This is a genomic window from Alistipes senegalensis JC50 (assembly GCF_025145645.1).
Taxonomy (GTDB): Bacteria; Bacteroidota; Bacteroidia; order Bacteroidales; family Rikenellaceae; genus Alistipes; species Alistipes senegalensis.
The window spans coordinates 160407-173540 of the sequence record NZ_CP102252.1 but is presented as its reverse complement, the minus strand read 5'-3'; the positions used below and the strand labels follow the sequence as shown (position 1 = coordinate 173540).

Below are 13134 nucleotides of genomic sequence, written 5' to 3'. Positions count from 1 at the left end.
CCGGGTATTTCACGCTTTCGCAGGTTCGGTACTCACTACCGCGACTTCGTGCGAAACGGGAGCGATCATCCGCAGCATCCGCACCAGACCGCAGTGTTTTTCGTGCGTGAGGACGATGGCGCGGCTGACTTTCGCCTGGTCGTCCTCGGAACCGCACTCGACGTTGTAAACGACATGGAACGAGGTGAATACGCTCTCCGATCGGAGTTCCTGGGTGGACAGCTCTCCCGAGAAGCCGATTTCGAACCGCTTGGGCGCGATGCGCTCTTTCCGCATGATCATCAGCGCCGTCTGTGCGGCGCATTGCGCGGCGGCGTAGAGCAGCAGGGCCTTGGGGTTCATCGTGTCGCATCCGGCGCCGTCTGCGGTCCGGAATTTTCCGTTTTCGGACATCTGTAAAGTTACTTTCTCAATCATGGTTTTCGGTTTTTTCGTTCAACGATAATCCGAGGGCAAATTCCGTTCCTCAGGTAGTGTGCGGATGGGTAAAAATTCGTATATTTGCCCGTATTTAGTGAAAATATGCGTATGCGAAAATTCCGGATATTGTTGCTGATCCTTGCCTCGGCGGCGTGCACCCTCGGTGCGCAGGCCGCCGGGCCCGAAATAGGGACGCTCATGGAGCGCGCCCGCGACCTGTTCGACTACGGCCGCTGGAGCGACGCGCGGCATGAGTTCCTGCGTGCGAAGGCCGCCCTGACCCCTTCGGACCGCCTGCTGGCCCAGGAGGTTGAGTTCTATCTGGCCGCCTGCGCCGTGGAGCTGGGCAGCGCCGATGCCGAAGGGGCCCTGCGTGAATTCGACGAGCGTTATCCCGGGTCGGTCTACGCCAACGACGTGCGTTTCGCCCTCGGGTCGTTCTACTGTTCGGCCGGGAACATGAAGAAGGCCCGCGAAGCCTTCGAAAAGACCGATTACAGGGCCCTGAGCGCGCCGCGCCGCGAGCAGTACGACATCCGCATGGGATACGTCGAGTTCGGTGACGGCAATTATGCGAAGGCATACGGCTATTTCGACCGCATCGGCAGCCGCAGCGAGTATGTCGATCACGCCCGTTATTACAAAGCCTATATCGACTATGCCGAGGGACGCTACGGCCGGGCGAAGCAGGGCTTCGAGACGCTCGCGCGCAGCGACGCCTACGGCGACGTGGTGCCGTACTACCTGTTGCAGATCGAGTTCCGCGAGGGCAACTACCGCTACGTGGTCGAGAACGGCGAGGCGCTGGCCCGCCGGGCGGTTCCCGAACGCCGCGCCGAACTGGAGCGCGTGATGGCCGAATCGTGGTTCCGGCTGGAGGATTTCAACAAGACGCTGGAGCACCTCGCGGCTTTCCGGAGCGCCGGCGGCGAGATGGACCGCGACGCCGCCTATCTCGAAGGCTTCTCGCTCTACCGCACGGCCCGCTATCCCGAGGCCGCGGAGTGGCTGCGCAAGGCGTGCGGCGCCGAGGACGCCCTGACGCAGAACGCCTCCTACCACCTGGCCGACTGCTACCTGCGCGCCGGGGACAAGGAGTCGGCGATGCAGGCTTTTGCGATGGCTTCGGACGAGTCGCTGGATGCCGCGATCGCCGAAGATGCGCTGTTCAACTATGCCAAACTGCAATACGAGCTGGGCGGTGGAGCCTTCAACGGCGCGATCAACGTGCTGACGCGCTATGTCGAACGCTATCCCTCGTCGCCGCGCGCGGAGGAGGCCCGGACGCTGCTGATCGCCGCCTACTACAACTCCCGCGACTACGATGCCGCCTACCGCGCCATCAAGGCGATGCCTTCGGGCGATGCCGACATCCGCGCGGCGTTGCAGAAAATAGCCTATTTCCGCGGGCTGGAGGCTTACTCCTCCGGCGATCTGAAAGCTGCGCAAAGCTACCTCGCGGAGTCCGCGGCGGTGAACGTCAGTCCGAAATACTCGGCTCTGACCTCTTTCTGGCAGGGCGAGATCGCCTTTGCGCAGGGCGATTACGCCGTTGCCGCCGCCAAATACAACGCCTACCTGAAACGGGCGCCCCGCACCGAGCGCGAATATGCCCTGGCGTGGTACAACTTAGGTTACTGCGCTTTCGACCGCAACGATCTCCAGCAGGCGCAGGAGGCTTTCGGCAAGTTCCTCGCCGCATGGTTGCCGCGCGACAGCTACCGCGCCGACGCGCTGAACCGATTGGGCGACGCGGCCTATTCCGACCGGCGGTTCGAAGCGGCCGTGGGGGAGTACGACAAGGCCATCGCGCTGGGAACGCCCGAAAAGCGATATGCTCAGTACAAACGGGCCATCACGTTCGGCATTCTGGGCCATACGGACCAAAAGCAGCAGGCCCTGCGGCAGATCGCCGCTGCGGGCGGGGACTATGCCGACGAAGCCTCTTACGAGCTGGGACGCAGCTACATCGCGCAGGAAAAATATGCCGAGGGCGCCGCGCAGCTCGAAAAGTTCGTCGCTGCCTATCCCGCTTCGCCGCGCTGTATGCAGGCTTATTCCGATCTGGGGCTGGCTTACCTGAATCTCGGCGACAAGCAGAAGTCGCTGGCCTGCTACGACCGGGTGGTCGGGGCGTCGCCCCAGTCGGCCGAGGCCAAGGGCGCGATGCAGTCGATCCGCGAGATCTACGTTTCGGAGGGCGATGTGGACGCCTATTTCGACTATGCCGCCAAGGCGGGCGTGGAAAGCGACCTGACGGCTCTGTCGCGCGATTCGCTGTCGTTCGCCGCGGCGCAGAAGCTCTACCTCGGCGGGCAGCGGGATGCCGCCGCCAAGTCGCTGCGCAGCTATGTGGCGAGCTATCCCAAAGGCTATTACCTGACCGATGCGCTCTACTACCTGAGCGACTGCTATCTGCTTGCGGGTGACCGCGAGAACGCTATCGGGACGCTGACCCGGCTGGCCGGGCAGGGTACGAACCAGTATACCGTGGCCGTGCTGGAGAAACTCTCCGGGATGACGTTCGAGGACAAGCGCTGGGACGAGGCCGCATCGGCCTACCGGCGGCTTTACGACGTGGCGCCGACCAAGACGGGCCGCGAGGATGCCATGACGGGTTATGTGCGCGCCACCGTGGCCGGGGGCGACGGGGCGAAGATCGCCGAAATGGCCGCCGATGTCTGCGGGCACGACGACGCGGGGGCCGTGGCGCTGCGCGAAGCGAAATATGCCTGGGCCGGGCAGCTGCGGGCCGAGGGCCGGAGCGCCGAGGCGGTGAAGCTCTACAAGGAGCTTGCGAAGGAGGTGCGCACGAAGGAGGGCTCCGAAGCCGCCTATTACGTGATCGAATCGACGTTCGAAAGCGGCGACATGGACAAGACCGAAGCCGCCGTGTTCGCCTTCTCGGAGCGGGAGCCGCAGGCTTACTGGCTGGCGCGGGCTTTCATTCTGCTGGGCGACGTTTACGTCCGCAAGGGGGACACGTTCCAGGCCCGGGCGACGTGGCAGAGTGTCGCCGACGGTTATTCGCCCGCCGACGACGGCATTGTGGAGGAGGCGAAGGCACGAATCGCAAAATTGAATTGACGATGAAGAGAGTCTTGATAGCCGCGGTGTTCGCGGCGGTTCTGCCGCAGCTGGCTGCGGCGCAGGTCGAAAAACAGGTCGAGGTGACCAAGGCGTATGTCCCGAAGGTGGAGAGCGCTTCGAAGCTGGCCGTCCGGCCCGATATGACCGACACGACGCGCCTGCGTCCCGAAATCGACTATACCATCACGCCGCTGTCGCTGCGCACGACGCTCTCGACGCGCCCGATACGCCCGGCGACGGTGACCTACTGGGAGTTCAACCGCCCGCTGCCCTTTTACGTGAAGGCCGGAGCGGGGTATCCGCTCAATTCGGTGCTGGATTTCTACGCCTCGTCGCAGAATCCTTCGACGGGTTATGTCATAGGCTACGTCAACCACGAGGGGCAGTATGCCAAGATCCGGAACGATTTCGGCGTGAAGAACCCCTCGACGCGGATGTTCAACCGCATCGGGGCAGCTGCGGGCAAATATTTCGGGAAGCATATCCTCGAAGGCGATCTTTACTACGACAACCGGATGTACCACCGCTACGGGGCTTATGCCCCTGCCGGGCTCGAACAGGAATTCGGGGCAGGCGACAGAAACGACTACGGCGATGCGCATGTCGCCGTGCGTTTAGGGGACGATTTCCAGGACCTCGGCCGCACGAACTTCGAAATCGCGCTGGGCGGCGGCATGTTCTTCGACCACTCCGACTGGCCCGGTTACGGCGAGAAGGCCCGCCAGACATCGCTGGAGGCCCGGGCGAAGATCGCCCGCGGGTTCGGCCGCAGCAGTTTTTCGCTCGAAGCGGGCTACGAGCGGCTGGCCGGGCAGAAATCCATCTCGGAGAACACCCAGCAGCTGATCCATGCCGCCCTGCGCTACGGCTTCGCGGGCGGGGTGGTGCGCCTCGATGTCGGGGCCGACTACTACCACGACAAGATCGAGGGGGCGGATGCCGAAAATTACGTGATTCCCTATGCCCGGCTCGATTTCAATCTCGGGACGCCGGGGCTGCGGCCTTTCTTCGAGGCCGACGGCGCCGTGAAACCGAACGATTTCCGGTCGCTGACGCTCCAAAATTCCTATGTGACGGCTTCGACGTGGCTCGATAAGAGCTCGGTCGATTACGATTTCCGCCTCGGGGTGGGCGGCAGCCTGTGGCGCAGCCGCTTCAGTTACCGCCTCTATGCGGGCGTCTCGATTCACGACAACCGGCTCTTTTGGACGGCCCTCTGGTCCGACGATCCCGAAAACGCCGGGTTCTTCGGTGCTTTCGTTCCCGTGACGGCGCGCCAGACCGTGACATCGTTCAACGGCGAGATCGAATACCGGCCCCTGAGCGTGCTGAAATTCGACCTGGCGGTGCACGGCTGTCTCTACAACGACGAAACGGACCTGAAAAACGGAGCGCCCTCGATCGCCGGAAACGTCGGTGTCGCCTACGAGGGCCGCAAGATCTCGTTCGGGGTGAAGGCGCTGATGCAGGGCGTCCGCCGCTGGTCCGCCTATGCGTATGATCCCGCCGGCATCCGCGCGCTGCCCGTCGTGCTGAATTCCTTCAAGGCGCCCTTCGCCGTCGATCTGCGGGTGAATTTCGACTGGAAGGTTTCGGGGCGCGTGACGCTCTTTGCCGAGGGGCGCAACCTCGCCGACCGCGACCTTTACGAGTATCCGTGGTATCCCGAGCAGGGAGCCGGTTTCACGGTCGGCGTCAAGGCCAACTTCTGAGAGCTGAATTCGTTTTAATGATGATCATTTTCGGCTCGGCGTGACGGGCCGACGGAAATTATTGCTAACTTCGGACAAGTTTAATTCATTAACGCACACGACTATGAAACACACGATGCCTGAGCTTCCCTACGCATTGGAAGCGCTTGCTCCGAAGATGAGCAAAGAGACGCTCGACTACCACTACGGCAAGCATCTGCAAACCTATGTGGACAACCTGAACAAGCTGATCCCCGGTACGCCTTACGAGGAGATGCCGCTCGACGAGATCGTCCGCAAGGCCGACGGCGGCATATTCAACAACGCCGCCCAGACCTGGAACCATACTTTCTTTTTCCGGATGCTGACTCCTGCCCAGAAGCCCATGCCTGCGAAGCTGACCGCAAAGCTCGCCGAGGCGTTCGGTTCGGTGGAGGCTTTCAAGGAGGAGTTCACCAAGGCTGCCGTGGGGCTTTTCGGTTCGGGATGGGCCTGGCTGGCGCTGGACAAGGCCGGCAAGCTGTCGATCGTCGCCAAGTCGAACGCCGGCAATCCGATGACCGACGGTCTGCGTCCGGTGATGACGGCCGACGTTTGGGAGCACGCCTACTATATCGACTACCGCAACCGCCGGGCCGAGTTCATGGCCGCTTTCTGGGAGCTGATCGACTGGCAGAAGGTCGCCGACCGCTGCATTCCGAAGCGGTACAAGTGTACGGCCTGCGATTACGTCTACGACCCCGCCAAGGGCGATCCCGAGACCGGCATCGCTCCCGGAACGCCGTTCGACGAGATTCCCGACGACTGGACCTGCCCGATCTGCGGACTCTACAAGTCCGATTTCGAGGCGATCGAGGAGTAAACGAAAAACCTCCGCAACTTCGGTTGCGGAGGTTTTTTCATGCCCGGAGGAGCGGATCAGAAGACGAATTTTTCGAGCTTCATCTCGCCCAGCTGCTGCATGCGCGGCACGAGGGTCGTGAAATGCGACGCCTGTTCATGGGCCGCAAGGGCCTTGGCATCGCTCCAGGTCTCGCAGATCATCAGAACGTCGTTGCGCGTGGCGCTTTCGAACAGGTCGTAAGCCACGCATCCTTCGTCTTTGAGCGAGGCGGCTGCCAGCTCCTTGGCCGTGCGCACCAGTTCCTCGCGGTTGCTCTCCGTCGTGCGGATAAATACATTGAGTCGTATCATTGCTTTCTCGTTTTTGATTTTGGCTGTCTACAAATATACGGAATTTTTTTCGGATATTGAAACCTGCGGCCGCAACTTCATGCTCCGTTCGGGCCGTTTTTTCGGCGCGGATGTTCCGCGGGCGGAAATAATTCGTTAATTTTGCGAAAAACGCAAGCAGACAGACTATGAAACGCATTTTCAATCCGTGGGAGGGCATGGAGGGCTACCATTGCTACGGCTGCGATCCGCACAGCCCGCAGGGGCTGCGGATGGAGTTTTACGAGGACGGGGACGACATCGTGAGCGTGTGGAAACCCCGCCCGGAGTTCCAGGGATGGGTGGACACGCTGCACGGCGGCATCCAGGCGACGCTGGCCGACGAGATCAGCAGCTGGGTCGTTTTCCGGAAATTCCAGACCAGCGGGGTGACCTCCCGGATGGAGGTCCGCTACCACAAGCCGATCCGTACGACCGGCGGGCGCATCGTCCTGCGGGCCCGCGTCGAGGAGCAGCGGCGCAATATCGTCCGTATCGCCGTGGAAATCCGCGACGTGCGCGGCGAGTTGTGCACCGAGGCGGTCTGCGTCTATTTTCTGTTTCCTAAGGAGAAGGCCCGCCGGGAGTTTCATTTCTGCGATTGCAGCGTCGGGGAGGACGACCGGAACCCGTTGGAAGAGGCGGAAAGTTGATCCTTCCGGGATTTTTTCGTATCTTACACCATTAATTGAACCTGTATGGAACTGAACGACAAAAAATTCGCCGTGTTGATCGACGCCGACAACATCTCGCACCGCAAGATAAAGGATATTCTGGATGAGATCGCCAACTACGGCACGCCGACCATAAAACGGATTTACGGAGATTTCACCAACCCGAAATTCGCCGCCTGGAAAGAGGTGCTGTTGGAGAACTCCATCACGCCGATCCAGCAGTACGCCTATACGACGGGCAAGAACGCCACGGATTCGGCGCTGATCATCGACGCCATGGACATCCTGCACAAGGAGGGCGTGAACGGATTCTGCATCGTGTCGAGCGACAGCGACTACACGCGTCTGGCCAGCCGCATCCGCGAATCGGGCAAGGAGGTGCTGGGGTTCGGCGAGAAGAAGACGCCGAAGCCGTTCATCAAATCGTGTGACAAATTCATCTACGTCGAGATTCTCGGGCTGACGCCTCCGCCGGAGAAGGCGGCCCCTGCGAAGAAGAGGGTAGGGACGAGGAAGCCCGCCGAAACCGAGACGCCGGCCGGACCCGCTGCGGAGTCGGCCGGGGAGAAAAGACCGGCACAGGATGCGGGGCACGCTTCGACGATCATCCGGCCGTTTGACGACGAGTTCCGCACGCTGCTGGAGAACACCATCGACGACGCTGCCGACGACAGCGGCTGGGCTTCGCTGGGCGACGTGGGCAGCGTGCTGTCGAAAAAGATGCCCGATTTCGACCCCCGCAACTACGGTTATAAGAAACTGTCGCTGCTGATCCGGGCGCTCTCCGACGCGGTGGACATGAAGACCGAGCAGCAGCGGATTTACGTCCGCAACCGGCTGGGATAGCGGTCAGAGCGGACGGAGGTTTCCGCGCGCGGTTTCATATTCGGCGACGAGGCGGCGGAGAATGTCGCCGGCCGAAGGCAGGTCGTCGATAAGCGCGGCGATCTGTCCGATTTCCAGCTCCCCTTCGTCGAGGTCTCCCTCGAAAATACCCTGTTTCGGGCGTCCGCGGCCTACCAGCGCGAGCAGTTCCTCCGCCGTGGCGCCGCGGCTCTCGGCCTCCTCGACCGTGCGGCAGAAGCCGTTGCGGACGAGGCGTGTCGGTATGGCTTTTTTGAGCGTCAGGATCGTGTCGCCCTCCTGCACCTCCACGCACCGCCGCTTGAACGCCTCGCAGGCCGAGCTCTCCTGCGTCAGCGCGAAGCGGGTTCCCAGCTGGCACCCTTCGGCGCCCAGGGCGAAGGCGGCCAGCATGCCGGCCCCCGTGGCGATGCCTCCCGCGGCGATGAGCGGCAGATCGACGGCTTGCCGCACCTGCGGAACGAGCGCCATCGTCGTCGTCTCCTCACGGCCGTTGTGGCCTCCCGCCTCGAAACCTTCGGCCACCACGGCATCCACACCCGCATCGCGGCTTTTGAGTGCGAATTTCGAACTCGACACCACGTGCGCCACGCGGCAGCCCGCGTCGTGCAGGCGTCCGGTCCAGGTCGCGGGACTGCCCGCCGAGGTGAAGACCGCCGGAACGCGCTCTTCCACGATGACCTCCATCAGCTGAGGCGTATAGCGATAGGCCAGCGGCACGTTGACTCCGAAGGGGCGGGAGGTGGCCGCGCGGCATTTGCGGATGTGTTCGCGCAGCAGTTCGGGGGTCATCGAGCCGGAGCCGATCAGCCCCAGTCCGCCGGCTTCGCTGACGGCGGCGGCCAGCCGCCAGCCGCTGCACCACACCATCCCGCCCGCGATGACGGGGTAGCGGATGCCGAAAAGGGTCGTGATTCTGTTTTCCATCGTTTGTTCGGTTTTCTGCGGGGCAAGATACAATTATTTTTCCAAAGCGGGGATATTCAAAGAAAAGCGGTGCCCCGACCCGTCGGATCGAGGCACCGTTATAGAAAAAAGGGTGAGCTACTTACATCGCACCGCTACGACCACATACCCTTGCTCGATTCCTCGCCTGGGGGATTCTGTGGGAGCTGGTCGTATAAGACTCACCCGGGCACAAAAGTAGGAATTTTTTATATCTTTGCAAAAAAATTTGCGGAATGTCTAAAAAAACATTGCTCCGGATCTCTCTGGGGGTGTTCGTCGTCGTCGTTGCGGCCGGTGTCGCCGTGCGGCAGCAGTTTTATGGAAATGCCGTGGCCGCGGAGCACGACCTTTACGTGAGCGGCCGGGCCGAATACGGAGAGGCGCTGGATTCGCTGCTGCCCCATATCCTGCATCGCCGCGCCTTCGGGGCCTATGCCCGGCGGATCGGTCTGGAACGGACGTTCAAGCCCGGGCACTATGTGCTGAAACCCGGCATGAGCGTCATCGAGGTGGCGCGCATGCTCAAACTGGGGATGCAGACGCCCGTGCGGGTGACGATCAATAACGTGCGCATCCCCGCGCAGCTGGCGCAGAAGCTCGCCCGGCAGATCGACGCCGATTCCGCGGCGATCATGCGGGCGCTGACCTCGAAGGAGCTGGCCGCCGAGGTCGGGTTCGACAGCGTGACGCTCTTTTCGATGTTCATTCCCGACAGCTACGAGTTTTACTGGACGGTGACGCCCGAGGAGTTCGTGAAGCGCATGAAGCGCGAATACGACCGTTTCTGGACCCCGGAGCGCGACGCCGAACGCAAGCGCAGCGGATTGAGCCGGCTGGAGGTGATGACGCTGGCGTCGATCGTCTACGAGGAGACCCACAAGACCGACGAGATGCCCCGCATCGCCGGCGTCTATGTCAACCGCCTGCGCAAAGGCATTCCCTTGCAGGCCGATCCCACGGTGAAATACGCCATGCAGGATTTCGGACTGCGGCGCATCCTCTACAAGCATCTGAAATATCCGTCGCCCTACAATACATATATTAATAGGGGCCTGCCTCCCTCGCCGATCTGCATGCCCGGGAAGAACGCCATCGACGCCGTGCTCGGGTTCGAGCAGCACGATTACATCTTCTTCTGCGCGCGGCCCACGTTCGACGGCTACCACAATTTCGCACGAACCCTGCGCGAGCACAATGCCAACGCCCGGGCGTACAGCGCCGAGCTGAACCGGCGCAAGATCAAATAAATTTGACATTGCGCCCGCTTATTCCTACTCTTTGACTTCGTCTTAGATACTCCCGCTCGGCAAAATGCAAGTAAACTTGCTTTTGCGCTCGCTTATTCGCACTCTTTGGCTTCGCCTTAGATACTCTCGCTCGGCAATGTTCAAATAAATTTGACATTGCGCTCGCTTATTCGTATCTTTGTCATCCCATGCTGGTCAAGATTTACGAACAGAATCCTTCGGAGAAGGAGTTGCGCCGGGTCGTGGACCTTTTGGAGCGGGATGAGATCGTCATCTATCCCACCGACAGTGTCTATGCCTTCGGCTGTTCGCTGCGTTCGGCGAAGGCTATCGACAAACTGCGCCGCATCAAGGGCAAAGGTTCGGCGGCATTCACCGTGGTCTTTGAGAATATCGCCCAGGTCGCGGAGTACTGCCGGGTGGACAACGCCGTGTTCCGGATTCTGAAGCGGAATCTTCCCGGACCGTTCACCTTCGTGCTGGCGGCTTCGGCACGCATTCCGGACAAGGCGCTCGAACGGCATCGCACGATCGGCGTCCGCATTCCGGCCAACGGCGTGGCGCGCGCGGTGGTCGGGGCGCTGGGGTGCCCGATGATCACGGCCTCGGTGAAGGACGACGACGAGGTGGTGGAGTACACGACCGATCCCGAGCTGATCCACGAACGCTACGGCAGCGACGTGGCGCTGGTCATCGACGGCGGAATCGGCGACAACGTGCCCACGACCGTGGTGGACCTCACGGGCGACGAACCCGAAATCCTGCGCGAGGGCAAGGGGGATTTGCAATAGACGGATCAAATTGAGATATAAATGGATAAGAACAATTTCTGGAATGAAGCCGCGAAATGCGGCGCCGTCATCGGACTGATACTCGCCGTGTCGAGCGTCTTGGAGAACAGCGTGTTTTTCACGAGCGGCACGGGGTTTCTCTATCTGATGCTCCTCGAATTTTTCGCCGTGGCGGCCGTGCACTACTACCTGCTGCACCGCTACACGCGCCGGCGTTCGCAGCTCTACACCGCCGACGAGGGTTTCTCTTTCGGGCAGGGCTACGGCTTTCTGCTGGCCGTGTCGGGTTTCGCGGGCATCATCGTAGGCGTCGTGCAGGCGGTTTACCTGCACCTGATCGTGGGCTATGCGAACTACATCGACCATTACGTTTCGTGGATGACGGGGCTCTTCTCGCGGATGGGCGGCGCCTCCTCGTCGATGGAGGGGATGCTTTCTCAGATCGTCAACGAATTGCAGAACTCGCCGGCGCCTTCGATGCTGAAAACGATCTGGGGCGGCGTGTGGAGCTGTCTGCTCTTCGGCGTTGTTTTCGGCCTCATCATTGCGGGGGTGATCGCACGTGCTCCGAAACCCTTCGGCAAGGACTCCAACGAGTAGTCGCATCGTATGGATAGACTGGACATATCGGTCGTAGTGCCGCTTTACAACGAAGCGGAATCCCTGCCCGAACTGGCGGAGTGGGTCGATCGGGTGATGCGCGAAAACGGCTTCTCCTACGAAATGATTCTGATCGACGACGGTTCGTCGGACGGTTCGTGGGAGGTCGTCGAGGGGCTCAAAGAGCGCTATCCGGCCGTCCGCGGCATCGGCTTCGCCCGCAACTACGGCAAGTCTGCGGCCCTCTACTGCGGATTCGCGGCGGCGGAGGGCGAGGTGGTCATCACGATGGACGCCGATTTGCAGGATTCGCCCGACGAAATTCCCGAACTGCGCCGCATGATCCTCGAAGAGGGTTACGATCTGGTCTCGGGGTGGAAGAAACGGCGTCACGATCCCGTGGGCAAGCGCTGGCCCAGCAAATTCTTCAACTGGACGGCCCGGAGCGTGTCGGGCATCCGGCTCCACGATTTCAACTGCGGGCTGAAAGCCTACCGCCGCAAGGTGGTGAAGGCCATCGAGGTCTACGGCGAGATGCACCGCTTCATTCCGATCCTGGCCAAGCAGGCCGGGTTCCGCCGTATCGGCGAAAAGGTCGTCGATCACCACGCCCGCAAGTACGGGCATTCCAAATTCGGCGTCGAACGGATGGTGAAGGGCTATCTCGACCTGATCTCGGTGCTGTTCATGTCGCATTTCGGGCGTTCGCCGATGTATTTCTTCGGCAGCCTCGGGACGCTGATGTTCCTCCTGGGCGGCGGAACGACGGTGTGGATCATCGCCGAAAAACTCTGGAAACAGTTCCACGACCTGCCTTTGCGCGCCGTGACCGACCAGCCGCTGTTTTATCTGGCGATTCTGGCCGTTATTCTCGGCGTCCAGCTCTTTTTGGCGGGGTTTTTGGGGGAACTTATCAACAGAAACTCTTCCGAGCGGAATAAATATCTGATCGACAAAACTTTATAAATGATGATACAACGAATCCAAACGCTTTATCTGCTGATTGTCACGGCTTTGATGGCCGTCACGCTCTTTGCGCCTCTGGCATGGTTCGCGGGTGACGCCGGGGAGTTCGGACTCTATGCCTTTGCGTTGAAGACGGCCGAAGGCGAGGCCGTACAGCCTGCGGTCTACATGGGAACGGTGCTGGCGCTGGCCTGCGCGCTGCCGTTGGTCACGATTTTCCTGTTCCGCCGCCGGCTGCTGCAAATCCGACTCTGCGTGGTCGAGATCGTGTTGCTGCTGGGCTGCGTGGCTATGGAGGGCGTTTATTATTTTCTGAGTTGGCGGGTCTTTTCCGACCTGGCGTTCCACACGCAGGGATTCAAGCCCGCCATTGCATTGCCGCTGGTCTGCCTGTTGTTCGCATACCTGGCGGCCCGGGCTATTTTCCGCGACGAATTGCTGGTGCGCGCGGCCGACAGAATCCGTTGATCTGTCCGCATCCGACTGGACCCGGGGTGTGCCGAAAGGTGCGTTCCGGGTCTTTTTATCCCCGGCGAACGAGGCGCGCGGAGAAAAACGAGATAAAATGGACCGATATGGTTATTAAAAGAATGTTACAAACTTTGCAGGTCCGGAAATAAATTTTATCTTT

Annotated in this window: 13 protein-coding genes and 1 other RNA gene; 10 read left to right on the top strand and 4 right to left on the bottom strand. The window is 61.1% G+C overall.

Going from position 1 to position 13134, the window contains the following annotated elements:
- Nucleotides 1–9 precede the first annotated feature (9 nt).
- Nucleotides 10–417 (bottom strand): OsmC family protein, encoded by a 408-nt coding sequence (locus NQ519_RS00670; RefSeq protein WP_026076364.1) that lies wholly within the window; start codon nt 415–417, stop codon nt 10–12.
- 111 nt (nt 418–528) lie between these two features.
- On the opposite strand from NQ519_RS00670, the gene NQ519_RS00665 reads away from it, so the two are divergent.
- From NQ519_RS00665 to rd, 3 genes are all read left to right on the top strand, one after another.
- Complete coding sequence (locus NQ519_RS00665; protein WP_019149997.1) at nt 529–3507, top strand: tetratricopeptide repeat protein; 2979 nt, start codon at nt 529–531, stop codon at nt 3505–3507.
- Between the two features lie 2 nt (nt 3508–3509).
- Nucleotides 3510–5222: a TonB-dependent receptor gene (locus NQ519_RS00660; RefSeq protein WP_026076365.1), complete on the top strand. Its 1713-nt coding sequence runs from the start codon at nt 3510–3512 to the stop codon at nt 5220–5222.
- A 103-nt stretch (nt 5223–5325) separates the two neighbouring features.
- On the top strand, nt 5326–6063 hold the full coding sequence (gene rd / locus NQ519_RS00655; RefSeq protein WP_019149999.1) for a rubredoxin: 738 nt from the start codon (nt 5326–5328) through the stop codon (nt 6061–6063).
- A 56-nt stretch (nt 6064–6119) separates the two neighbouring features.
- Here rd and NQ519_RS00645 read toward each other — a convergent pair whose 3' ends face one another.
- The gene (locus tag NQ519_RS00645; RefSeq protein ID WP_019150000.1) at nt 6120–6395 is read right to left on the bottom strand and encodes a putative quinol monooxygenase; all 276 of its coding nucleotides are present in this window, start codon (nt 6393–6395) and stop codon (nt 6120–6122) included.
- 167 nt (nt 6396–6562) lie between these two features.
- On the opposite strand from NQ519_RS00645, the gene NQ519_RS00640 reads away from it, so the two are divergent.
- Both NQ519_RS00640 and NQ519_RS00635 read left to right on the top strand, forming a co-directional pair.
- Complete coding sequence (locus tag NQ519_RS00640; RefSeq protein WP_019150002.1) at nt 6563–7066, top strand: PaaI family thioesterase; 504 nt, start codon at nt 6563–6565, stop codon at nt 7064–7066.
- Nucleotides 7067–7111: 45 nt separating this feature from the next.
- On the top strand, nt 7112–7933 hold the full coding sequence (locus NQ519_RS00635; RefSeq protein WP_019150003.1) for an NYN domain-containing protein: 822 nt from the start codon (nt 7112–7114) through the stop codon (nt 7931–7933).
- Nucleotides 7934–7936: 3 nt separating this feature from the next.
- On the opposite strand, the gene NQ519_RS00630 is transcribed toward NQ519_RS00635, so the two are convergent.
- Both NQ519_RS00630 and ffs read right to left on the bottom strand, forming a co-directional pair.
- A complete protein-coding gene (locus NQ519_RS00630) occupies nt 7937–8878 on the bottom strand; it encodes an NAD(P)H-dependent flavin oxidoreductase (RefSeq protein WP_026076366.1) in 942 nt (313 codons plus the stop codon).
- A 108-nt stretch (nt 8879–8986) separates the two neighbouring features.
- Nucleotides 8987–9084: signal recognition particle sRNA small type (ffs, locus tag NQ519_RS00625), an RNA gene on the bottom strand.
- A gap of 48 nt (nt 9085–9132) precedes the next feature.
- On the opposite strand from ffs, the gene mltG reads away from it, so the two are divergent.
- The 5 genes from mltG to NQ519_RS00600 all read left to right on the top strand — a co-directional run bounded on the left by mltG (nt 9133) and on the right by NQ519_RS00600 (nt 12971).
- A complete protein-coding gene (gene mltG / locus NQ519_RS00620; protein ID WP_026076367.1) occupies nt 9133–10146 on the top strand; it encodes an endolytic transglycosylase MltG in 1014 nt (337 codons plus the stop codon).
- Nucleotides 10147–10334: 188 nt separating this feature from the next.
- Nucleotides 10335–10937 (top strand): L-threonylcarbamoyladenylate synthase, encoded by a 603-nt coding sequence (locus NQ519_RS00615; RefSeq protein WP_019150006.1) that lies wholly within the window; start codon nt 10335–10337, stop codon nt 10935–10937.
- Between the two features lie 21 nt (nt 10938–10958).
- Nucleotides 10959–11537 (top strand): DUF4199 domain-containing protein, encoded by a 579-nt coding sequence (locus NQ519_RS00610; protein WP_019150007.1) that lies wholly within the window; start codon nt 10959–10961, stop codon nt 11535–11537.
- A 9-nt stretch (nt 11538–11546) separates the two neighbouring features.
- The gene (locus NQ519_RS00605) at nt 11547–12503 is read left to right on the top strand and encodes a glycosyltransferase family 2 protein (RefSeq protein ID WP_044118594.1); all 957 of its coding nucleotides are present in this window, start codon (nt 11547–11549) and stop codon (nt 12501–12503) included.
- A complete protein-coding gene (locus NQ519_RS00600) occupies nt 12504–12971 on the top strand; it encodes a DUF4293 domain-containing protein (RefSeq protein WP_019150009.1) in 468 nt (155 codons plus the stop codon).
- Nucleotides 12972–13134: the final 163 nt, after the last annotated feature.

Excerpts from the sequence above, each read along its gene's own strand:
- NQ519_RS00670 (WP_026076364.1), bottom strand. The coding sequence starts at position 417 with ATGATTGAGAAAGTAACTTTACAGATGTCCGAAAACGGAAAATTCCGG.
- NQ519_RS00665 (WP_019149997.1), top strand. The coding sequence starts at position 529 with ATGCGAAAATTCCGGATATTGTTGCTGATCCTTGCCTCGGCGGCGTGC.
- NQ519_RS00660 (WP_026076365.1), top strand. The coding sequence starts at position 3,510 with ATGAAGAGAGTCTTGATAGCCGCGGTGTTCGCGGCGGTTCTGCCGCAG.
- rd (WP_019149999.1), top strand. The coding sequence starts at position 5,326 with ATGAAACACACGATGCCTGAGCTTCCCTACGCATTGGAAGCGCTTGCT.
- NQ519_RS00645 (WP_019150000.1), bottom strand. The coding sequence starts at position 6,395 with ATGATACGACTCAATGTATTTATCCGCACGACGGAGAGCAACCGCGAG.
- NQ519_RS00640 (WP_019150002.1), top strand. The coding sequence starts at position 6,563 with ATGAAACGCATTTTCAATCCGTGGGAGGGCATGGAGGGCTACCATTGC.
- NQ519_RS00635 (WP_019150003.1), top strand. The coding sequence starts at position 7,112 with ATGGAACTGAACGACAAAAAATTCGCCGTGTTGATCGACGCCGACAAC.
- NQ519_RS00630 (WP_026076366.1), bottom strand. The coding sequence starts at position 8,878 with ATGGAAAACAGAATCACGACCCTTTTCGGCATCCGCTACCCCGTCATC.
- mltG (WP_026076367.1), top strand. The coding sequence starts at position 9,133 with ATGTCTAAAAAAACATTGCTCCGGATCTCTCTGGGGGTGTTCGTCGTC.
- NQ519_RS00615 (WP_019150006.1), top strand. The coding sequence starts at position 10,335 with ATGCTGGTCAAGATTTACGAACAGAATCCTTCGGAGAAGGAGTTGCGC.
- NQ519_RS00610 (WP_019150007.1), top strand. The coding sequence starts at position 10,959 with ATGGATAAGAACAATTTCTGGAATGAAGCCGCGAAATGCGGCGCCGTC.
- NQ519_RS00605 (WP_044118594.1), top strand. The coding sequence starts at position 11,547 with ATGGATAGACTGGACATATCGGTCGTAGTGCCGCTTTACAACGAAGCG.
- NQ519_RS00600 (WP_019150009.1), top strand. The coding sequence starts at position 12,504 with ATGATGATACAACGAATCCAAACGCTTTATCTGCTGATTGTCACGGCT.